At 69.2% G+C, this 21,503-nt stretch carries 20 protein-coding genes; 13 read left to right on the plus strand and 7 right to left on the minus strand.

Annotation, left to right across the window (positions count from 1 at the left end):
• Positions 1–159: 159 nt before the first annotated feature.
• Positions 160–1,221, plus strand: a complete 1,062-nt coding sequence (tsaD, locus tag BLT25_RS24675; RefSeq protein ID WP_091051793.1) for a tRNA (adenosine(37)-N6)-threonylcarbamoyltransferase complex transferase subunit TsaD — start codon at positions 160–162, stop codon at positions 1,219–1,221.
• Between the two features lie 12 nt (positions 1,222–1,233).
• Here tsaD and BLT25_RS24680 read toward each other — a convergent pair whose 3' ends face one another.
• Positions 1,234–2,412, minus strand: a complete 1,179-nt coding sequence (locus tag BLT25_RS24680; protein ID WP_091051794.1) for a class I SAM-dependent methyltransferase — start codon at positions 2,410–2,412, stop codon at positions 1,234–1,236.
• 134 nt (positions 2,413–2,546) lie between these two features.
• On the opposite strand from BLT25_RS24680, the gene BLT25_RS24685 reads away from it, so the two are divergent.
• The 3 genes from BLT25_RS24685 (at position 2,547) to groL (ending at position 5,494) form a co-directional block, all read left to right on the plus strand.
• The gene (locus BLT25_RS24685; RefSeq protein ID WP_091051797.1) at positions 2,547–3,302 is read left to right on the plus strand and encodes a hypothetical protein; all 756 of its coding nucleotides are present in this window, start codon (positions 2,547–2,549) and stop codon (positions 3,300–3,302) included.
• A gap of 188 nt (positions 3,303–3,490) precedes the next feature.
• Positions 3,491–3,784 carry a co-chaperone GroES gene (groES, locus tag BLT25_RS24690; RefSeq protein ID WP_008362423.1) on the plus strand — a complete coding sequence of 98 codons (294 nt, stop codon included), beginning with the start codon at positions 3,491–3,493 and terminating at the stop codon, positions 3,782–3,784.
• 90 nt (positions 3,785–3,874) lie between these two features.
• A complete protein-coding gene (groL, locus tag BLT25_RS24695; RefSeq protein ID WP_091051800.1) occupies positions 3,875–5,494 on the plus strand; it encodes a chaperonin GroEL in 1,620 nt (539 codons plus the stop codon).
• A 49-nt stretch (positions 5,495–5,543) separates the two neighbouring features.
• Here groL and BLT25_RS24700 read toward each other — a convergent pair whose 3' ends face one another.
• Together BLT25_RS24700 and BLT25_RS24705 are read right to left on the minus strand one after the other, a co-directional pair.
• Positions 5,544–6,293: a glycoside hydrolase family 25 protein gene (locus BLT25_RS24700; protein WP_091051802.1), complete on the minus strand. Its 750-nt coding sequence runs from the start codon at positions 6,291–6,293 to the stop codon at positions 5,544–5,546.
• 19 nt (positions 6,294–6,312) lie between these two features.
• Positions 6,313–6,981, minus strand: coding sequence for a DUF305 domain-containing protein (locus tag BLT25_RS24705; protein ID WP_091051805.1), 669 nt, complete (start codon positions 6,979–6,981; stop codon positions 6,313–6,315).
• Positions 6,982–7,113: 132 nt separating this feature from the next.
• Here BLT25_RS24705 and BLT25_RS24710 point away from each other — a divergent pair, with 132 nt between their 5' ends.
• The 9 genes from BLT25_RS24710 to BLT25_RS24750 all read left to right on the plus strand — a co-directional run bounded on the left by BLT25_RS24710 (position 7,114) and on the right by BLT25_RS24750 (position 16,647).
• Positions 7,114–8,637: an LVIVD repeat-containing protein gene (locus BLT25_RS24710; RefSeq protein WP_091051807.1), complete on the plus strand. Its 1,524-nt coding sequence runs from the start codon at positions 7,114–7,116 to the stop codon at positions 8,635–8,637.
• Between the two features lie 148 nt (positions 8,638–8,785).
• Positions 8,786–9,601: a hypothetical protein gene (locus tag BLT25_RS24715; protein WP_091051810.1), complete on the plus strand. Its 816-nt coding sequence runs from the start codon at positions 8,786–8,788 to the stop codon at positions 9,599–9,601.
• A gap of 65 nt (positions 9,602–9,666) precedes the next feature.
• A complete protein-coding gene (locus tag BLT25_RS24720) occupies positions 9,667–10,452 on the plus strand; it encodes a DUF1684 domain-containing protein (protein WP_256328773.1) in 786 nt (261 codons plus the stop codon).
• A gap of 76 nt (positions 10,453–10,528) precedes the next feature.
• Entirely contained in the window at positions 10,529–11,428 is a 900-nt protein-coding gene (locus BLT25_RS24725; RefSeq protein ID WP_256328774.1) for a GNAT family N-acetyltransferase, read from the plus strand.
• A gap of 61 nt (positions 11,429–11,489) precedes the next feature.
• Positions 11,490–12,989, plus strand: coding sequence for an IMP dehydrogenase (gene guaB, locus BLT25_RS24730; protein ID WP_091051815.1), 1,500 nt, complete (start codon positions 11,490–11,492; stop codon positions 12,987–12,989).
• A 137-nt stretch (positions 12,990–13,126) separates the two neighbouring features.
• Complete coding sequence (locus tag BLT25_RS24735) at positions 13,127–14,095, plus strand: amino acid ABC transporter permease (protein WP_091051816.1); 969 nt, start codon at positions 13,127–13,129, stop codon at positions 14,093–14,095.
• Entirely contained in the window at positions 14,095–14,856 is a 762-nt protein-coding gene (locus tag BLT25_RS24740; protein WP_091051818.1) for an amino acid ABC transporter ATP-binding protein, read from the plus strand. The genes BLT25_RS24735 and BLT25_RS24740 overlap by 1 nt, the downstream gene beginning before the upstream one ends.
• Before the next feature lie 25 nt (positions 14,857–14,881).
• Positions 14,882–15,835, plus strand: coding sequence for a transporter substrate-binding domain-containing protein (locus tag BLT25_RS24745; RefSeq protein WP_091051819.1), 954 nt, complete (start codon positions 14,882–14,884; stop codon positions 15,833–15,835).
• A gap of 17 nt (positions 15,836–15,852) precedes the next feature.
• On the plus strand, positions 15,853–16,647 hold the full coding sequence (locus tag BLT25_RS24750) for a DUF1684 domain-containing protein (RefSeq protein ID WP_091051821.1): 795 nt from the start codon (positions 15,853–15,855) through the stop codon (positions 16,645–16,647).
• A gap of 21 nt (positions 16,648–16,668) precedes the next feature.
• Here BLT25_RS24750 and BLT25_RS24755 read toward each other — a convergent pair whose 3' ends face one another.
• The 4 genes from BLT25_RS24755 to BLT25_RS24770 are packed head-to-tail and all read right to left on the minus strand — an operon-like array spanning position 16,669 to position 21,477.
• Positions 16,669–17,796, minus strand: coding sequence for an LLM class flavin-dependent oxidoreductase (locus BLT25_RS24755; protein WP_091051822.1), 1,128 nt, complete (start codon positions 17,794–17,796; stop codon positions 16,669–16,671).
• A complete protein-coding gene (locus BLT25_RS24760) occupies positions 17,793–18,878 on the minus strand; it encodes an LLM class flavin-dependent oxidoreductase (protein WP_091051824.1) in 1,086 nt (361 codons plus the stop codon). Before BLT25_RS24760 ends, BLT25_RS24755 begins: the two co-directional genes overlap by 4 nt.
• On the minus strand, positions 18,875–20,254 hold the full coding sequence (locus BLT25_RS24765; RefSeq protein WP_091051826.1) for an NtaA/DmoA family FMN-dependent monooxygenase: 1,380 nt from the start codon (positions 20,252–20,254) through the stop codon (positions 18,875–18,877). Before BLT25_RS24765 ends, BLT25_RS24760 begins: the two co-directional genes overlap by 4 nt.
• Positions 20,251–21,477, minus strand: coding sequence for an LLM class flavin-dependent oxidoreductase (locus BLT25_RS24770; protein WP_091051827.1), 1,227 nt, complete (start codon positions 21,475–21,477; stop codon positions 20,251–20,253). The genes BLT25_RS24765 and BLT25_RS24770 overlap by 4 nt, the downstream gene beginning before the upstream one ends.
• Positions 21,478–21,503: the final 26 nt, after the last annotated feature.

Below are 21,503 nucleotides of genomic sequence, written 5' to 3' on the forward strand. Positions count from 1 at the left end.
GAGGTCGCCGGATCACGCTGTGCCCCTGAAGCCGTGCCCCTGAAGCCGTGGCCCTGACGGCCGCCGAGCGGAAGGAAAATTCCTTCCGGTGCCGGCGGAACCCGCTCGCTGGCCGCGCCACTTTCCAACTGCTCAGCGCCCGCAAGGCAGAATGCCCCTATGACTGCTGGTCCTCCCGCCGATGAGCCCTTGGTCCTTGGAATCGAGACGTCGTGCGATGAGACGGGGATCGGGGTGGTGCGAGGTCACACGCTGCTGGCAGACGCGGTGGCGAGCAGCGTCGAGGAGCACGCCCGGTTCGGCGGAGTCGTCCCGGAGGTCGCCAGCCGCGCGCACCTGGAGGCGATGGTGCCGACGATCGAGCGTGCCTGCGAGGAGTCGGGCATCAAGCTCCACGACGTCGACGCGATCGCCGTGACCTCGGGGCCGGGCCTCGCGGGTGCCCTCCTGGTCGGGGTGGCGGCGGCCAAGGCGCTCGCCCTCGGGCTCGACAAGCCGATCTACGGGGTCAACCACCTGGCTTCGCACGTCGCGGTCGACCAGCTGCAGCACGGTCCGCTTCCCGAGCCGTGCGTCGCCATGCTCGTCTCCGGCGGCCACTCCAGCCTGCTCAAGGTCACCGATATCACCGAGGGCGTCGACCCGATGGGCGCGACCATCGACGACGCCGCGGGCGAGGCCTTCGACAAGGTCGCCCGCCTGCTTGGCCTCGGCTTCCCGGGCGGCCCGGTGATCGACCGGACCGCCACGTCGGGCAGCTCGATCGCGATCGACTTCCCCCGAGGCCTCACCGCCCGTCGCGACCTGGAACGACACCGCTTCGACTTCTCCTTCTCCGGGCTCAAGACCGCGGTCGCCCGCTGGATCGAGGCCAAGGAGCGCAGCGGCGAGCCCGTCCCGGTTGCCGATGTGGCAGCCAGCTTCCAGGAGGCCGTGGTCGACGTCCTCGTGCGAAAGGCGCTCGACGCGGCCTCTTCCGAAGGCATCGAGGACATCATCATCGGCGGCGGGGTCGCGGCCAACAGTCGGCTTCGGGTGCTCGCTGAGGAGCGCGCCACCAAGCTCGGCATCCGCGTCCGGGTCCCGCGTCCGGGCCTGTGCACCGACAACGGCGCGATGGTGGCGGCTCTGGGGGCGGAGATGGTGGCGAGGGGGCGTACGCCTTCGGCGCTGGACCTTCCGGCGGACTCCTCCCAGCCGATCACGACCGTCCTGGTCTGATCCTCGGCGACCTCAGAAGGGCCGCACCAGCAGACAGGTCCCTTCGCCGGCGACCCGGGTGAGCACGATCGTGGCCTCCTCGGACCCGGACAGCGCGAGCCGCTTGCGGAGCTGCTCGGGCACGACTTGTACGCCGCGCTTCTTGATGGTCAGCTTCCCGATCCCACGCTCGCGCAGCGCCGCCTTGAGCTGCTTGTCCCGGTAGGGGAGCTCCTCGAGCACCTGATACCCGCGGGCGAACGGGGTCTCGAAGGAGGCGGAGGAGGCGACGTACGCGATGTGCTCATCGATCAGATGGCCCTGGACCCCGGCGGCGACGGCGGTGACCAGACCGGCGCGGATGACCGCCCCGTCGGGTTCGTAGAGGAACTCGGCGACCGCGCCGACCTCGGCGCCGGGGTCGTCCTCGGAGGTGAGCGTCGCCAGGCCGCGCTCGCCGATCACAGTGGCCCGCCGGTGGGTGCTGGCCAGCGAGCCCGACCACAGTGCGGCCTCCTTGACCTCGCCGCGGTCGCTGACCCATTCGGCCTCGACCTTGTCGGGTACGAGGTCGTGCGGGATCCCGGGGGCGACCTTCACGCACGCGTCGCGTGCGAAGAGCGTCTCGACCCACGACCACGGCGGCGACCACCCCTCTGCGGAGAAGACCCGGCCCCTGGCGCCCCGACGTGCAGGGTCCGCGTACGCGACATCGAAGGGGGAATGGTCGACACCTGTCGCGTCGGCGACGGTGACAGCACCTGGCAGCCCGAGCGCGTCCAGGTTCGCCTGGGCGACGGCGACCCGCTCCGGATCGCGGTCCACCCCTGCGGCGGTGAGCCCGGCACGTGAGGACGCGATCAGGTCACCGCCGATCCCGCAACCCAGGTCGATGACGCTCCCCGCTTCGAAGGCCCGCAGCCGCGCCGCCCGGTGGTGGGCGACGGCGAGGCGGGTGGCCTGCTCGAGGCCGTCGGGGGTGAAATACATCCTCGGTGCCAGGTCTCCGAACTTGGCGGCCGCCTTCCGGCGCAGGTCGACCTGGGTCATCGCCGCGGCCACGCGCTCGGCCGCCTCGTCCTTGCGCAGCGCGGTCTGCACCGCCAGCGCCGACCCCTTGCCGGACTCCTCGGACATCGTCATCTCGGTGGTCCGCGCCAGCAACCGTTGCCCGTCATCGGTCAATAACCAGGCGAAGGCGTCGAGATCCATACCCCGATCCTCTCAACCGGTGTTCGGGACCTGACGATCCCAGTACCTTCCGGTGTGTCACTGATCTAGGATTCCGTCACGTGTGCCGTCCCCCACGTCGAATCCTGGAGAGCCTCGGGGCACTCGCAGCAGTCATGACACTGCTCTCGTTACTGTTCGCCGCGCCCGCTTCCGCGGATTCGGTGACCCCGGTCCGCTACTGCTCGCAGAGCGATGGCTACCACGACCTGGACGGTGAGTACTCCGCCACGGCGGTGGCGCCCGACGGCTACCTGATCGCTTCCTACTGTGTGGACAGCGATGGCCGTCACGGCCGCTCGGAGGTGCACACCCTGGAGCCGCCGCAGCGCACCACGACCGTCTGGGGCAGCGAGGGGCGTCCGTTGAGGGGCTACTCGGTGACGTACGTCAAGATCCCGGCGTCCGAGCAACCCGACCCCGACCCCGGCAACGGAAACGGAAACGGCAATGGCAACGGGAACGGCAACGGCTCGGACGATGACGAGGACGAGGGTGCCGGGAACGGGTCGGGCGGTGACGAAGAGTCGGCCGAGCCCGAGCAGAGCGAGCCGGCAGGCCAGAACAACCAGACGAGCGTCGAGCCGGCGCCGTCGGGAGACGCTGAGCAGGACGAGCAGCCGGAACGTACGCCGGAGGCTCGTGCGTCCGAGTCGGAGCCGAGCCGCTCGGCCTCTGCCGAGGTCTCCCCGGACGGCTCGCAGATGACGGCCCTGAGCGACGGCGAAGAGCTCAAGGTCACCTCGCTCGCCGAGCGCGCCGAGGACGACGACGAGAGCCTGCGTGCGCTCGTCGTCGCCGGAAGCATCGTCATCGTCGGTCTCCTCGGCGGGGCGATCGCAATCTTCGTGCGGCTCCCCGGACGGCGATAGACCGGGCTTTGCTGGCACTCATTGCAGTCGAGTGCTAACGTCTGCTCTGGCACTCTCCCCTTGAGTGTGCCAGCGCTTGCGAGCCGGGTGCGACCCCCGCGACGGCGTACGTGGCAGATCGCAAGCACAGACGTAGCAACACCCACCGAAGTCTGACTCCGTAGAAAAGAAATGGGGAGGTCGACACAGTGTCGGTCAACATCAAGCCTCTTGAGGACCGGATCGTCGTCAAGGCCGTCGAGGCCGAGCAGACCACCGCCTCCGGTCTGGTCATCCCGGACACCGCCAAGGAGAAGCCCCAGGAGGGCGAGGTCCTGGCGCTCGGCCCGGGTCGTATCGACGACAAGGGCAACCGCGTCCCGCTCGACGTCGCCGTGGGCGACAAGGTCATCTACAGCAAGTACGGCGGCACCGAGGTGAAGTACGCCGGCGAGGAGTACCTCATCCTCTCGGCCCGCGACATCCTCGCGGTCATCGCCTGACGTCATCCGTCTCGCACAGCGCGGCCGGGCCGACGGGGTTAGTAGTCCTGGGGCCACGGCCGCGCACTGCGTACTAGGGAGTAAATGCATATGCCGAAGATCCTGGAGTTCGACGAGAACGCCCGCCGCGCCCTCGAGCGTGGCGTCGACGCCCTCGCCAACGCCGTCAAGGTGACGCTGGGCCCCAAGGGCCGCTACGTCGTCCTCGACAAGAAGTGGGGCGCCCCGACCATCACCAACGACGGTGTCACCGTCGCGCGTGAGATCGAGCTGGACGACCCGTTCGAGAACCTTGGTGCTCAGCTCACCAAGGAGGTTGCGACCAAGACCAACGACATCGCTGGTGACGGTACGACCACCGCGACCGTCCTCGCCCAGGCGATGGTCCACGAGGGTCTGCGCGCGGTTGCCGCCGGCGCGAACCCGATGAGCCTCAAGCGCGGTATGGACGCCGCCGCGGCCGCCGTCGGCGACGCGCTGCGTGCCGCCGCCCGTGAGGTCGTCGACGAGTCCGACATGGCCTCGGTCGCCACGATCTCCTCCCGCGACGCGAAGATCGGCGAGATCCTCGCCGAGGCCTTCGCCAAGGTGGGCAAGGATGGTGTCATCACCGTCGAGGAGTCCAACACCACCGGCACCGAGCTCGAGTTCACCGAGGGTATGCAGTTCGACAAGGGCTACATCTCTCAGTACTTCGTGACCGACCAGGAGCGGATGGAGGCCGTCATCGACGACCCGCTGATCCTGCTCGTCCAGGGCAAGATCAGCTCCATCCAGGAGCTCCTGCCGCTGCTGGAGAAGGTCATCGCCGCCGGCAAGCCGCTGTTCATCATCGCCGAGGACGTCGAGGGCGAAGCCCTCTCGACCCTGGTCGTGAACAAGATCAAGGGCACCTTCAACGCGACCGCCGTCAAGGCGCCCGCGTTCGGTGACCGCCGCAAGGCCATGCTGCAGGACATCGCGATCCTCACCGGCGCGCAGGTCGTCGCCGAGGAGGTCGGCCTCAAGCTCGACCAGGTCGGCCTCGAGGTGCTCGGCACCGCTCGCCGGATCACGGTCACGAAGGACAACACCACGATCGTCGAAGGCGGCGGCGACGCTGCCGCGGTCGAGGGTCGCGTCAACGAGATCAAGTCCGAGATCGAGCGCACCGACTCCGACTGGGACCGCGAGAAGCTCCAGGAGCGCCTCGCCAAGCTCGCCGGTGGCGTCTGCGTGATCAAGGTCGGCGCTCACACCGAGGTGGAGCTCAAGGAGAAGAAGCACCGCATCGAGGACGCTGTCTCCGCGACCCGCGCCGCCATCGAGGAGGGCATCGTCGCCGGCGGTGGCTCCGCGCTGATCCACGCCGTCTCCGTTCTGGAGAAGGACCTCGGCCTCGAGGGCGACGAGGCGGTCGGCGTACGCGTCGTCCGCAAGGCCGCCGACGAGCCGCTGCGCTGGATCGCCGAGAACGGTGGCGACAACGGCTACGTCATCACCACCAAGGTCCGCGACCTCGGTGTCGGGCAGGGCTTCAACGCCGCCACGGGTGAGTACGGCGACCTGGTCGCCCAGGGCGTCATCGACCCCGTCAAGGTCACCCGCTCCGCGCTGATCAACGCCACCTCGATCGCGGGCATGCTGCTCACGACCGAGACCCTGGTCGTCGACAAGCCGGAAGAGGAAGAGGCGCCCGCGGCCGGTCACGGCCACGGTCACGGCCACTGAGGCATAGTCGAGTCGGCGCATCTGTCCCAGATGCGCCGACTCGGCGATTTCAGCGAACGACCAGCTCGTCGAGATCGGTGTCGTCCGAGAGCACGTTCATGTCCACGTACGCCTCGTCCTCGCTGCCGACGCCCTTGAGCCGGTCTCGGTTGGAGTACTGCCAGATGGTCCACGACCGTCCGTCGGGGACCCGGGGCGGCCATGCGACGGAGCGGAACCAGATGGGGTTGTCGGGGTAGGCGTCGACCAGGTAGGCGCGGTAGGCCGACGGCGTGGTGTAGATGACCGGCGCGATGCCGTAGTGCGCCTCGAGCTTGGCCAGCAGCGGGTCGAGGATGGTGCGGACCTCGGTCGCGGGCGGCAGGTTCCCCTTGAAGGAGCCATAGGGCTCCAGGTCGACGACCGGGGCGAGGGTGCCGGCCACACGGGGCACCGTGGCGATCATGTTGTGCGCCTGGTCGGCGCCCGGGCTCTCGAAGCTCATGAAGTGGTAGGCGCCGGTCGCGAGCCCGGCTCGCCGGGCCTCGGCCCAGTTGGCCGCGAAGCGTGTGTCCACGTGCGCCGAGCCCTCGGTCGCCTTGATCCAGGCGAAGTCGATGTCCTGCTCGGCGACCCGTGGCCAGTCGACGGTGCCGTTGTGGTGGGAGACGTCGATGCCGCGTACGTCGTACTTCGCCGCGAACAGCCGGGTCGGCATCACGACGCCGGTGTAGACCAGCGCAGTCGTGATCAGGGCGAGGCAGAGGACGACGGCGGAGCCGATCAGGACGCGTCGACGGCGGGCGGGGGCGAGGGGCACCGCGGAACCGTACCGGTTCTCACAGCTCTTGGAGCAGCTTCTCCATGATGTCGATCTCGACCGACTGGGTGGCCTCGACGTCCATCGCCATCTCGATCGCCAGCGCGTCGCTGCCCTGGGCGGCCATCGGCTCGACCATCTCGAGAGCGCCCTGGTGGTGCTGGATCATCCCGGTCAGGAAGAGCCGGTCGAACTTCTCACCACGGGCCTTGCCGAGCTCGCTCATCTGATCCGGCGTGAGCATGCCGGCCATGGTGTGCGCGGGGTCCGAGGCGCGCGGCACCCGCAGCCCGCGGGTGTTGAGCCAGCCGCTCATCGCCACGATCTCGGGACCCTGGGCCGACTCGATGCGCTTGGCCAAGGACACGACCTCGGGGTGGACGCCGTGCTCGCGGGCCAGCCGGGTCATCTCCAGCGCCTGGGCGTGGTGCGGGATCATCATCGTCACGAAGTCGGCATCGGTCTGGGTCCACGGGTCCGTGGCAGCGGCCGAGGGTGAGATCGTCGCCGCGGCCTCACCCGGCGCTCCGCCCTGGACCACGGGGGCCGACTGGGTGGCCGCCGCCGGGCTGGGCGAATGTCCGCCGTGGTCGCCGTGCCCGGCGTCCGAGGAGCCCCCGCACCCGCCGAGCGAGATCGCCACCAAGACGACACCCGAGGTGATGAGACCGAACCGCCGACCGGGCATGTGTCTCCTTCCGAGATCCCGCAGAGGTGAACAATTTATTCACATTCCATGCCTCCCGTGTACGACTTTTACTAAAGTTGAGAGGTCCTGCCCGTGCCACCCCACGGCGGCCGACTCGGAAGGCTTGCGAACATGAGGCTTAGACGACCCACCCAATACCTGGCCCCCATCGCGGTGGTCATGGTTGTCGCAGGAGGGCTGGCCGTCGCCGCCCCGTCCTCCGCAGACGAGTCCCATACCCACGGAACCGAGAGCACCGAGACCACCGATGCTCCCGAGGCCCAGACGAGCTGCACCGCCGAGGAGAAGCAGGCGATCACCAAGCTCGGAGACAACTTCGCCTCCGCCTGCGTCGCCGGCAACGACCTCGCCAACCTCGGCGCCAACAATCCGGTGGTACCCGCCGGCGAGTCCGACGGCACACCCAACATGCGCCTGATCGCCAACATCCCCAAGTCGGGTGCCTTCACGCCCACCACCGCCCTCAACAGCGACCTCGCCTTCCAGGGGCGCTACGCGTTCGCGGGCAACTACAACGGGTTCAACGTCATCGACATCAAGAACCCGACCCGCCCTCGACTCGTGAAGCAGTACGTCTGCCCCGGGTCCCAGAACGACATCTCCGTCTATGACGACCTGCTGGTCCTCTCGGTCGACTCCAGCCGCAGCAACAACACCTGCGACAACGTGGCGCAGCCGGCCACGATCAAGGAGTCGTGGGAAGGCATCCGCGTCTTCGACATCAGCAACCCGAGAGACCCGCAGTACGTCGCGGCGGTCGAGACCAAGTGCGGCTCCCACACCCACTCGCTGGCGCCGAGCAAGGACAGACGATCGGTCTATGCGTACGTCTCCTCCTACGGTCCGCGCGCTGAGTACCCTGACTGCCAGCCCCCGCACGACCGGATCAGCATCGTGAAGATCCCGAAGCGGGCGCCGGAGCGGGCCGCGGTGGTCAACGAGCCGGTGCTGTTCCCTGACGGCGGATACACCAACACCGCCGGCTGCCACGACATCACCACCTACCCGTCCAAGGACATCGCCGCCGGCGCCTGCATGGGCGACGGCATCCTGATGGACATCTCCGACCGTGAGAACCCGGTGGTGACCGAGCAGGTCACCGACACCGCGAACTTCGCGTTCTGGCACTCGGCCACCTTCAACAACACCGGCACCAAGGTCGTCTTCACCGACGAGCTAGGCGGCGGCGGTGCGCCGACCTGCAACCCGGAGACCGGGATGGAGAAAGGCGCCAACGGCATCTACGACATCGAGGGCGGCCAGCTCGTCTTCAAGTCCTACTACAAGATCCCGCGCACCCAGTCCAACACCGAGAACTGCGTCGCCCACAACGGCTCGCTGATCCCGGTCAAGGGCAAGGACATCATGGTCCAGGCCTGGTATCAGGGTGGTGTGTCGGTCTACGACTTCACCGACTCCGCCAACCCGAAGGAGATCGCCTGGTTCGACCGTGGTCCGTTCGAGGACACCACGACGATCGCCGGGCCCTGGTCGACCTACTACTACAACGGCTACATCTACTCCAACGAGATCCAGCGCGGCTTCGACGTCTTCGACCTGCGCGACCCGCGGGTCGCCTCGGCGAAGCGGGTCAGGTTCGATGAGCTGAACGTCCAGGCTCAGCCCTCCTACTGACAAGCAGCCGAGTCGGCGCATCTGTCCCATGTCTCGCGAAGCGAAGCGAAGCGAGCGGGATGGGACAGATGCGCCGACTCGGCGATTTCAGTGAATGACCAGCTCGTCGAAACCTTCTGGTCACCAGGTGAGGCCATGGTTCACCTCGATGACCGAGACGGCTGCCGACGACGACTGTGTTGGTCTCGACACGCTCGCTGGCGCTCGCGGCTCGACCGACGGGGACGCTGGTCGAGCCGCCGGAGCCGCTAGGCGGAGGCGTGTCGAGACCAACACAGTCGAATGGGTGATCGCCGCCCTCCTCGCCCTACTCCTCGCGAGGTTCCTGTGGAGCCTGGTGGCCAACGAGAACCTGCTCCCGGGTGCGGTCCTCGGGCATCTGCTCCACCCGGACGTCCTGGCCGGCGTCTGGCTCACGATCCGGCTGACCGCGCTGGTCTTCGCGGTGGCCTGGGCGATCGGACTCGTCGCGATCTCGATGGAGAGGTCGGGAAACCCGGTGCTGAGCGGGATCGCGGCGGCGTACGTCTGGGTCTTCGGCAGCGTCCCGGTGCTCGTCCAGCTGCTGCTGTGGAGCAACATCGCGCTGGTCTTTCCCGACATCACCTTCGGGATCCCGGGGGTGCACATCGACGCGGTCCGGCTGGTCACGCCGGTCTACGCGGCGATCGCGGGGCTGGCGCTGGCGATGGGAGCGTACGCGGCGAGGGCTCTCCCGGGTGGTGACCGGCTGACCGCGCTGGGCGACCTCCTGGTGACGACGCTCCAGGTGACGAGCCTGGTCTCGGTGCTCTCGATCACCGACCTGCTCGGGGTCGTCCAGGCGCTCGAGGAGCGCAACCACCTGATCATCCCGCTGCTGGTGGTGGCGGCGATCTGGTACCTCGTCCTGGTCACCGCGGCCCGCGGCACGATCCGGCTGGCCAGGCTCGCGCGGGCGAAGGATCAGGCGCGCCGAAGGTAAACCCGAGGTAAAGTTCGGCGATCATTGCAAGACCTGGCAACGCAACTCTTTGTAGAGTGCAGCGCGTGACTTTCGAGCGGGCTTGGCAACGGTGGCGCGATGAGCGGGAAGCCGAGCTGAGAAGCCCCGAAGGTTTCCTCGCGATCACCGCCCTGCACTGGCTGGGGCGCAGGCCGGTGCGGTTTCCCGGGGTCCCGGGGGTCTGGTCGACCGGTCCGGAGGGCGCTGTCGTCGAGCTCGGCGAAGGTGAGTGGCTCGAGCTCGGCGGGACGACCCTCGCCGGTCGGTACGTTTTCGGTCACGTGGATCCGTACGGTGTGACCGCGACCTTCGACGGCGGAACGGTCGAGGTCGCCGACCGCTTCGGCACTCCGGTCCTGCGGCCGCGGCAGCCCGACGGGCCGTTCCTGCGCGACTACACCGGCACACCGACGTACGCTCCGGACCCGTCGTGGCAGATCAAGGCCGCATTCACCGCCTACGAGACGAGCCGCCCGATCTCGGTCGGCTCCGTGGTCGAGGGCCGTTCGAGCGTCATCGACGCCGTGGGGGAGGTCGCGTTCGAGGTGGGTGGTCGGCCGCAGCGGCTGATCGCGTTCGACGGTGGCGACGGCGAGCTGTGGCTGCTGTTCACCGACGAGACCAGCGGCGTGACGACCTACGCCGCCTGCCGCCAGCTAGCCGTCGAGCCGCCGGTCGACGGCACCGTCATCCTCGACTTCAACCGCGCCGCGAACATGCCCTGCGCCTACACGACCCACGCCACCTGCCCGCTCCCGCCCGCGACCAACCACATCGACGTGCTCGTCGAGGCGGGCGAGCGGACCCCGCCGCGGCCGCCCGCAGACTGAGCCGGGCCGAAGGTTTAACCCTGGGTAACGGACCAGAAACAGCGAAACAGGCAGACTAGGGCGCATGGTGGGGACGATGTTGTGGAGAGTACGTACGACGCTGCCGGACCGACCGGGCACGCTGGCGGCGCTGGCGCAGCGCTGCGGTGAGGCCGGGGTCAACATCCTGGGGATGCAGATCTTCCCCGGGCTGGAAGAGGTGACCGACGAGTTCGTGCTGCGTACGCCACCGGGCTGGGACGACCTGCGCGTGGCTGAGCTGCTGGCCTCGGCCGGCGGGTGCGACATGGTGATCCAGACCGCCAACGAGGCTGCGCTCGCCGACCAGCCGACGCGCTACGTGCAAGCGGCCCGGCACGTCCTGGAGCGGCCGATGTCGTTCCCGGAGGTGGTCGCCCAGCTCTTCGACGCCGAGGCCGAGGCCCCGCCCGGGGTCGTCCACGACACCATGGAGCTGCGGGTCGCCGACGTCGACGTCCAGCTGCACCGCACCGCACCCTTCACCGCGACCGAGCACGCCCGTGGGTCCGCGATGGCCGACCTGGTCAACGACGTCCTCGACCGCAGCCGCGAGTCCGCGGCCATCGGCACCACCCCGCCCGTCCGCCGGCTGGGCACCGGAAGCACCCCCGAGCTCGTCGTCACCGGGGAGACCGTCACCGCACTGATCGACGGCGTCGCCGTCGGCATCGGCGAGGTCCTGGCCCCGACCGAGGACGACGAGAACGTACGTGTCGTCAACCTGCGCGTCGACCCGGCCTGGCAGCGCCGCGGCATCGGCACCCGGCTGCTGGTCGACACCGCCAGGCTCGCGCACATGCTCGGCGCCGACGAGATCCTGCTCACCACCCAGTCCGACAACCAGGCGGTGCTGCCCATGGTTCTCGCCGCCGGGATGCGCGGACGGATCCGGATGGCCGGCGACCTGCTGACCGTCAAGGTTCCGGTGCGGGACCTCAAACCGTTGCAGACCTGATTTCTTCGGGATGACTCCTGGCGTTTTCGGGGACACGCGAGCCGGACCGTAGAATCTCTTCATGGAGATCCCGGAGAAGTTCGCGACGCTCGGCCTCACCTACGACGACGTACTCCTGATGCCTGGATACTCGGATCTGGCGCCGTCCGACATCGATACGACCTCCCGGCTGACCCGCGAGATCAACCTGCGGGTCCCGCTGATCTCCGCGGCGATGGACACCGTGACCGAGTCCCGGATGGCGATCGCGATGGCCCGCCAGGGCGGTATCGGCGTGCTCCACCGCAACCTGTCGATCGAGGATCAGGCCTACCAGGTCGACCTGGTCAAGCGCACCCAGACCGGGATCATCTCCAACCCGGTCACCATCGGCCCCGACGCGACGCTGGAGCAGCTCGACAAGCTCGCCGGTGAATACCGGATCTCCGGCTTCCCGGTCGTCGACGTCGACCAGAAGCTGATCGGCATCATCACCAACCGCGACCTCCGGTTCACCCCGGTCGCGGAGTGGGCGACCACGAAGGTCAACGAGGTGATGACCTCCAAGGACCTGATCACCGGCCCCGCCGAGATCTCCCGCGAAGAGGCCACCAAGCTGCTGCGCCAGCACAAGCTCGAGCGGCTTCCGCTGGTCGACACCGACGGCCGCATCACCGGCCTGATCACCGTCAAGGACTTCGTGAAGTCCGAGCAGTTCCCCGACGCCTCCAAGGACGCCCAGGGCCGGCTGCTCGTCGGCGCCGCGATCGGCTACTTCGGTGACGCGTGGGAGCGGGCCACCACGCTCATCGAGGCCGGTGTCGACGTGCTCGTCGCGGACACGGCCCACGGCAACGTACGCATGCTGATCGACATGGTCCGCCGCCTCAAGACCGACCCGGCCACCAAGCACGTCCAGGTCATCGGCGGCAACGTCGCGACCAAGGAGGGCGCGCAGAGCTTCGTCGACGCGGGCGCAGACGCGGTCAAGGTCGGCGTCGGCCCGGGCTCGATCTGCACCACCCGCGTCGTCACCGGCGTCGGTGTGCCGCAGATCTCCGCCGTCTACGAGGCATCCCTGGCCTGCAAGCCCGCCGGCGTGCCGGTGATCGCCGACGGCGGTCTGCGCTACTCCGGCGAGATCGGCAAGGCCATCGTCGCCGGTGCCGACACCGTGATGCTCGGCTCGATGCTCGCCGGCACCGAGGAGACCCCCGGTGACACGGTCCTGATCAACGGCAAGCAGTTCAAGGCCTACCGCGGCATGGGCTCGATGGGGGCCATGTCCTCGCGCGGCAAGAAGTCCTTCTCCAAGGACCGCTACTTCCAGGCCGAGGTCACCGACGACGACATGATCGTCCCCGAGGGTGTCGAGGGTCAGGTCGCCTACAAGGGCTCACTGGCCACCGTCGCCCACCAGCTCACCGGCGGCCTGCACCAGACCATGTTCTACGTCGGCGCGCGCACCATCCCCGAGCTGCAGACCCAGGGCCGCTTCATGCGGATCACCTCCGCTTCGCTCAAGGAGTCGCACCCCCACGACGTCCAGGTCACCGCCGAGGCGCCGAACTACCACGTCTGAGATCTACGGCCCCTCGCGCGTCGAGCCCCGAACCCCCTGGGTTCGGGGCTCGTCCCATTTCTCGGATGCCTCACCCGGGAGAACTCGTTACGGATAGAATGTTGAGCAAGTTACTCGACATATAGAGGTGGTCGCGCGTGAGTGTTGATGAGGCCGTACGTCGCCACCCCCTGCTCGCTCGCGAGGGCGACGACGAGCTCCTCGATGCCCGGCTCGTCGGACGCCGCAAACCGGGACAGTGGATCTCGGCGGTGCTCGTGCTGCTGGTCGTCGCCGGGATCGTGAAGAGCCTGGTGACGAACCCGCGCTACCACTGGGACGTGGTCGGCGCGTTCTTCCTGCGCCCCTCGATCCTCGACGGTCTGGTGCTGACCCTGTGGCTGACCGCCGCGGTGCTGGTGAGCTCCTACCTGCTCGGCATCGTGCTCGCCGTCATGCGGCTCTCCTCGAACCCGGTGCTGAGCTCGGTCAGCGCGGTCTACATCTGGTTCTTCCGGAGCGTTCCGCCGCTGCTGCAGCTGCTCTTCTGGTTCCAGATGGCCTCGCTGTATCCGCAGCTCAGCCTGGGGATCCCGTTCCTGGAGCCGTTCGTGACGATCGAGACGGCTCACCTGTTCAGTGGTCTGCTCGCGGCCTTCGTCGGACTCACCTTCGACATCGCCGCGTTCGCGGCGGAGATCATCCGCGGCGGCCTGGTCTCGGTCGAGGCGGGCCAGACCGAGGCGGCCAAGGCGCTCGGCCTGTCCAGCGCGCGGATCTTCTGGCGGATCGTGCTGCCGCAGGCGATGCCGGCGATCATCCCGGCCTCCGGCAACCTGCTGATCGGGCTCCTCAAGGGCACCTCGATCGTCTCGGTGATCGCGGTGCAGGACCTGCTCTACTCGGTCCAGCTGATCTACGCGCAGAACTACCTGGTCATCCCGCTGCTGCTGGTCGCCACCATCTGGTACCTGATCCTGGTCACGATCCTGTCGACGATCCAGTTCTTCATCGAGCGCTACTACGCCCGCGGCAAGGGCGCGCGCACCGGATTCTGGCGGCTGTGGCGGGGTCAGCTCCCGCTCGTGCCGCGGTCACGCCCCCGTCGAGACGTGGAGGTGCTCTGATGAGCGAGCCTCTCGTGCGCGTCCGCGGCCTGACCAAACGGTTCGGCCCCCACACGGTCCTCGATGGCATCGACCTCGACGTCACCCGCGGCTCGGTGGCGGTCGTCCTGGGGCCGTCGGGCTCGGGCAAGTCCACGTTGCTGCGTACGGTCAACCACCTGGAGAAGCCCGACGCCGGCTTCGTCGAGGTGAACGGCGAGATCATCGGCTACCGGCGTGAGAACACCCACCTGAGGGAGCTCTCCGACCGGGCGATCACCCGACAGCGCAGCCGGATCGGGATGGTCTTCCAGCAGTTCAACCTGTTCCCGCACAAGACCGCGCTGGAGAACATCCTGGAAGGGCAGCTGGCCGCAGGCGTACGCCGCCGGGCGGCCGAGACGCGCGGGCGTGAGCTGCTCGACCGGGTCGGCCTGGCCGACCGGGAGCGGTCCTATCCGCGCCAGATGTCGGGTGGCCAGCAGCAGCGCGTCGCGATCGCCCGCGCCCTCGCGGTCGAACCCGACCTGATGCTCTTCGACGAGCCGACCTCCGCGCTCGACCCCGAGATGGTGGGCGAGGTGCTCGGCGTGATGAAGGACCTCGCCCAGACCGGGATCACGATGATCGTCGTCACCCACGAGATCGGCTTCGCGCGCGAGGTCGCCGACCAGGTCGTCTTCCTCGACGAGGGCCGCCTGGTCGAGGCCGGGGCACCCGACGACGTACTCGCCTCTCCCACCCATGAGCGCGCTCGGGCGTTCCTCTCCGCTGTGTTGTGACCCCCACTCGAAAGGACCCCGTTCCGTGAAGCTCAAGCTCGCCCTGGTCGCCCTCGCGGCCCTCGCCCTCGCCGGATGCGGCAATGCCTCCGACACGCTCAGCGACGCTGAGCGTGGCATCGGATCGGACGGCTCGGCCTCCGCGGAGCCGGCCGCGATCCCAACCCAGGATGTCGTCTCCGGCGTCCAGGCCGACCCGGCGCTGACCGAGCGGCTGCCCGCCGACGTACGCAAGTCGAAGACCCTCGTCCTCGGCACCACCGAGGCGACCGGCGAGCAGGGGCTCCCGCACGGCGGCTCGGACCAGTCCGGTGAGCAGATCGGTCTCGACATCGACCTGCGCAACGCGCTGGCAGCCAAGCTCGGGGTGACCTGGAAGACGGAGTTCGGCAGCTTCGAGACGATCGTCCCGGGCACCCAGAGCGGCAAGTACGACGTCGGCCAGGCCAACTTCGCGGTCACCTCCGAGCGGATCAAGGTGGTCGACTACGCGACCTATCTCCTCGACGGGCAGTCGTTCGTCACCCGCGAGGACAGCGATCTCGACCAGGTCGAGACGCTGACCGACATCTGCGGGCACACGGTGGCGACCTCGCCGGGCTCCAGCTTCCAGCAGATCCTCGAGGACGGCGCCGCGGAGTGCGAGAAGGCGGGCAAGAAGGCCTACGAGGTCGAGTACTTCAAGGACAACGCCGCGATCCTGCTCGGTCTGCAGAACGGCAAGACCGACCTCTACTTCGGGCCGACCCTGTCGCTGAAGTACCTGGTCTCCCACCAGCCCGGCCTGAAGTACCTCGGCGAGCTCAGCCTCACCGACGTCGGCTTCGTCGTCGCCAAGAAGTCACCGCTCGCGCCGGTGCTCGTCGACGCCATCAATGCGCTCATCGCCGACGGGACTTACAACAAGATCTTCACGAAATGGGACGTTTCCGACATAAAGCTGGACAAGTCGGAGTTCAATCCGAAGCCGGCATTCTGAACCTTCCGGGAGGACCTATGACCGTCACCGACACCGACACCTTCGCCCAGGACTGGGCGGCGTGGCACGAGGAGCACGAGAAGAAGCGCGCCTCGGCCCACGGATTCCTCGCGATCACCTCGATCCGCTGGCTCGGCGAGGCGCCGGAGACGTACGACGACGTGCCGGGCGCCTGGTCGAGCGGCCCCGAGGGCATCGTGGTCTCGCTGGCCCCGGGTGAGTCGCTGGTCGTCGACGGCGTCGAGATCACCGGCCGGCACTCGTTCGGCGTCATCGACGAGCGCGGCGGGATCACCGCCGAGTTCGGCGATGCGGTCGTCGAGATCGCCCGGCGCGGCGGCAGCGACATCATCCGCCCCCGCCACCCCGACAACCCGGTCCTGACCGGCTACCAGGGGACGGCGGCGTACGCGCCGGACCCGAGCTGGGCCGTGCCCGGGCGGTTCGTCGCGTACGCGGCGCCCGTGCCGACCACCGTCGGCTCGGTCGTCGACGGCCTGGAGCACGTCTACGAGGCGGTCGGCGAGATCGAGTTCGAGGTCGGCGGCGCGGTGCACAGCCTCATCGCCTTCCCCGGCTTCGCGCCCGGCTCGCTGCACGTGCTGTTCGTGGACGAGACCTCGGGCCGGACCACGTACGCCGCCAACCGCTCGCTCTCCGTCGGTGCACCTGACGCCGACGGCACGGTGGTGGTCGACTTCAACCGCGCGACCAACCTGCCGTGCGCCTACACCGACCACGCCACCTGCCCGCTCCCGCCGGCCGGCAACCGGCTCCCGGTCGCGGTCGAGGCGGGGGAGAAGAAGCCCTGACGCACGCGGCTCGCCGCGGCCTCAGTGACCGCGGCGGGCCCACTCCTCGGCGATCAGCTCGTAGGAGCGGACCCGGTCGGCGTGGTCGTGGGTGATGGTCGTGATGACCAGCTCATCCGCGTCGACAGCGCGCTGGAGGATCTCCAGCTGGTCGGCGACCTGCGCTGCGGTGCCGACGAACTGGGTGTCGAGGCGGTCCTGGACCAGGGCCCGGTCCGCCTCGGTCCACTCCCAGGCGCGGGCCTCGTCAGGGGTGGGGAACGGGATGGCGCCCTCGGCGGTGCGGATGGAACGGACCCAGAGGCCATAGCCGGTGGCGAGGTCGCGGGCCTCCTGCTCGGTCTCGGCGACCACCACGTCGGCCGAGACCGCGACGTGGGGTGCGGTCAGGGTGTCGGAGGGTGCGAAGGCCGTGCGGTAGGAGTGCGCTGCCTCGAGCACGCCGGAGGGGTTGACGTGGTAGTTCGTCGCGAACCGGAGTCCGCGCTTGCCGGCCACCTCGGCGCTCTCGCCGCCGCTGCTCCCCAGCACCCACAGCTCGAGCTCGGCACCCTCGCCAGGGACGACCCGTGCCGGGGTGCCGGCGGCATCCCGGTAGGTGCCGTCGATGAAGGCGAGGATCGTGTCGATCTGCTCGCCGTAGTCGGCGGAGGTCGCCCCAGGCAGCTGCAGGAGCTCCTTCTGGAGCTGGAACCGCGGCGACCCGAGCAGCCCGCTCGGATCGAACTTGGGCGGGACGAGCAGTCCCTCCGGGGTGCGTCCGTCGACCAGCTCCACCGGGATCCCCACCGGGCCCGAGGCTCCGGGCCTGCCTCCGGAGCGGCCCAGACCGAGGTCGATCCGACCGGGGAAGGCGGCGTCGAGCAGCCCGAACTCCTCGATCGTCGACAGCGCCGTCCGGTGTCCCATCAGCACCGCCCCGGAGCCCAGCCGGATGCGCGAGGTCGCCGCGCCCAGCAGCGCGAGGACCACCGCCGGCGAGGTGCCGGCGACGCCCGGGTTGAGGTGGTGCTCGGCGATCCAGTAGCGGTGGTAACCGAAGGACTCGGTCGCCTGCGCGAGCGCGACGGCGTTGCGTACGGCATCGGGGCCGGAGGCCCCGGAGGTCACCGGCACGAGATCGAGGACTGACAGGGGAGTGCGGCTCATCGGTGTGCTCCGATCGTGGAGATGTCCTCGGCCGGGGAGCCCCAGCCCCAGGGAGGGTCGGGGAGAGCGGTCCGCAGCGGTGCGGCCACCTCGGTGGCGAAGAGCGCCAGGCTGTCGCGGTGCTGCTGCTCGGTCAGGCCGCTGGCGTCCGCCTGGACGTGGACGACCTGGTGCCCGAAGCGCTCGTGGTAGCGGTGGATCTTCTCGATCACCTGCTGCGGTGATCCGACCAGCGCCGAGGACCGCTCGACGAAGTCCTCCAGGGTCGGGAAGACCGGCTCGAGCCCGAGACCGGCCTGGAAGGCGAGCTGACCCTCGAAGACCGGCCGATAGGCGGCGTACGCCTCCTGGCTGGTCGGGGCGACGAACAGCCCGGCAGTCCCGGCGCCGATCGCGATGTCGGCGGGGTCGTGGCCATGGGCCACCCAGCGGTCGCGGTAGTGGTCGACCAGCTCGCCGTAGGGCTCGATCGGGTTGGTGACGTTGGCCGAGAACAGCGGGTCGCCGTAGCGCGCGGCGAGGTCGACGGACTCCTTCGAGGTGGCGCTCCCGTGCCACACGCGCACCGGCTGCTGCAGCGGCCGCGGCCAGACCTCCGCCTCGACCAGCTCCGGGCGGAAGCGAGGGGAGGCGGTGACGCGATCCTGGCGCCACAGCCTCCGGAAGATCTCGTACGACTCCGCGTTCCGGTCCCACTGGTCCTCGGGCGTCACCTGGAACAGGTCACGCTGCGCGGAGCCGTTGCCCTTGCCGATGATCAGCTCGAGCCGGCCGCCGGCGAGATGGTCGAGGGTGGCGTAGTCCTCGTAGGCCCGCACCGGGTCCAGCAGCGCCAGCGTCGTCACCGCGGTGAAGAGCCTGATCCGGCTCGTCAGGGCGGCCAGGTGGGAGAGGACCACCGTCGGGGAGGAGGAGATGAACGGCCGTTCGTGCCGCTCGCCGACCCCGAACCCGTCGAACCCGAGCTCCTCGGCGAGGACGGCGTTGGCGATCACCTCCTGGAACCTGTCGTACGTCGTCTTCTGCTGCCCCGTCGCCGGATCGGGCCGGTGGACGATGAGCGTGATGGCCAGGAACCTCATCTGGTCGGCTCCCTCAGGCCGAGATTCTCGCGGAGCGTGGTCCCCTCGTACGCGGTGCGGAAGACGCCGCGCTCCTGGAGCAGTGGCACGACATGGTCGACGAAGGGTGCCAGGCCGCCCGGGGTGATGTGGGAGACCAGGATGTAGCCGTCGGCGGCGTCGTTCTGCACGTAGGTGTCGATCGTGTCGGCGATCGTCTCCGCCGAGCCGATGAAGCTCTGGCGGCCGGTGACCTCGACGATCGTCTCGCGGGTGCTCAGGCCCTTCGACTGGGAGATCGCCCGCCACCGCTCGGCCTGCTCCAACCGGTCGCCGTGCGAACGGGCGCTGGCGCGGCCCTTGGCGATCAGGTCGTCGTTCTCCGAGGGGTCGACGGTCGGGAGCGGGCCGTCGGGGTCGTGGTCGGAGAGGTCGCGGTTCCACAGCTGCTCGAGCAGCTTGATCGCGGTCGCGGGGGAGACCTGCTGCAGCCGGATCTCCCGGGCCAGCTCGACGGCCTCGGCGTCGGTGTCGGCGAGCACGAAGGTGGCCGCGGGCAGGATCAGCAGATCTTCCGGGCGCCGCCCGAACCGTTCCAGGCGTCCCTTCACGTCGACGTAGAACCGCTGGCCGTCCTCGAGGTGGCTGTGCCGGGAGAAGATCGCGTCGGCCTTCTGCGCGGCGAAGTCGCGACCCTCCTCGGAGTCACCGGCCTGGAAGATCACCGGGCGGCCCTGCGGGCTGCGCGGGACGTTGAACCGGCCGCTGATGTCGAACTGCGAGTCGTGGTGCTCGAACGCGCCCGGTGCCGGTGTGGACAGCGGTGTCGACAGGAAGGCACCGGTGGCCTGGTCGGCGAGGATCTCGTCGCCCTTCCAGGTGTCCCACAGCCGGGTCGCGGCGTCGAGGAACGTCCGGGCCCGCTCGTAGCGCTCGCCCTGCGGCAGGTAGCCCCCACGCCGGAAGTTCTCGCCGGTGAACGCGTCCCAGGAGGTGACCACGTTCCACGCGGCCCGCCCGTCGGAGAGGTGGTCCAGGGAGGCGAACTGACGGGCCACCTCGTAGGGCTCGTTGAAGGTCGAGTTGATCGTGCCGGTCAGGCCGAGATGCTCGGTGACCGCCGCGAGCGCGGCCAGGATCGTGAACGTGTCCGGCCGCCCGACCACGTCGAGGTCGTAGATCTCCCCGGCCTGCTCGCGCAGCCGCAGCCCCTCGGCGAGGAACATGAAGTCGAACAGGCCGCGCTCGGCGATCTGCGCGAACTCGACGAACGAGTCGAACTCGATGTGGCTGCCCGACGCCGGGTCGCTCCACACGGTCGTGTTGTTGACCCCGGGGAAGTGGGCGGCGAGGTGGACCTGCTTCTTCGGCCTGTCGTTGCTGCGCGGCGTGCTCATGCGGGCGTCCCCTCGGTGGTGGCGTAGCGGCTGGTGGGACGCGGCAGACCGAGCGCGCCCCGCAGGGTCGCCTCGTCGTACGCATCGTGGAAGAGCCCGCGTCTCTGCAGCTCGGGCACGAGCCGGCGGGTGATCTGCTCCAGGTCGTCGGGGAGCACCGCCGGCCGCAGCCGGAACCCGGCGAGCCCGGCGGCGTGCCAGGTCGCGAGCAGGTCGGCGAGGCCCTCCGGAGTGCCGGCGAAGACCAGGGCGTCCGAGGCGTACGCAGCCCCGGCTGCCTCGTCCAGGCGAGCCAGCCGCTCCCGGGCACCGTGCTCGGTCTCGTCGAGGAGGACGACGACGTCGCCGAAGACGTGGACCGTCTCGCCGGCACGTCCGGCGGCGTCCTGCGCGGCCCGGATCTCGGCGGTGATCGAGGCGATGTCGGCCGCCGTCCGAGGCGTCACGAACCCGACGTCGGCCGAGGTCCCGACGAGCTCGAACGGACGGTCGCGGTGGGCGAGAGCGGCCACGACCGGCTGTCCCTGCGGCGGCCGCGGGGTGATCGATGGCCCCTTCACCTCGAAGTAGCGGCCCTCGAAGTCGATGTAGTGGATCTTGTCCCGGTCGACGAACCGTCCGGTCGGGACGTCGCGGATCTCCGCGTCGTCCTCCCAGGAGTCCCACAGCCGTCGCAGGACCTCGACGTAGTCGGCCGCCTCGGCGAACGCGTCCCGGATCAGCTCCTGCCCTTCGGGGGAGCCGAGGGCGGCGTACGAGATCTCCGGGAACTCGCGCCGGCCGAACAGCGCCGCGTCCCGCGGTCGCGGCGCCACCTGCACACGTACGCCGGCTCGGCCGCGGCTGACGTAGTCCAGCGTCGCGATCGCCTTGCTGAGATGGAACGGCTCGGTGTGGGTCACGACCGCCGTCGGCACGATGCCGATGTGCCTGGTCAGTGGTGCGATCCGGGACGCGATCAGCACCGCGTCGAGCCGCCCGCGCACCCGGTCGGTGCGGTCGTCGTCCTCGGCGCCGAATGGCGAGTCGGTCTGGATCGAGAGCGAGTCCTCGATCGTGACGAAGTCCAGCAGGCCGGCCTCGGCCTCCCGGACGAGACCGGCCCAGTAGCCGGGTTTCAGCAGATCCGCGGGCCGTGCGTTCGGCTCTCGCCAAGCGGCCGGGTGCCACCCGGCGCCGTCGAGAGCTACGGCGAGTCGAAGACGAGGTGTGGGCGCGCTCATGAGTAAAAGTCTACTGACTTCATCAA

Source organism: Nocardioides sp. YR527 (assembly GCF_900101045.1).
GTDB lineage: Bacteria > Actinomycetota > Actinomycetes > Propionibacteriales > Nocardioidaceae > Nocardioides.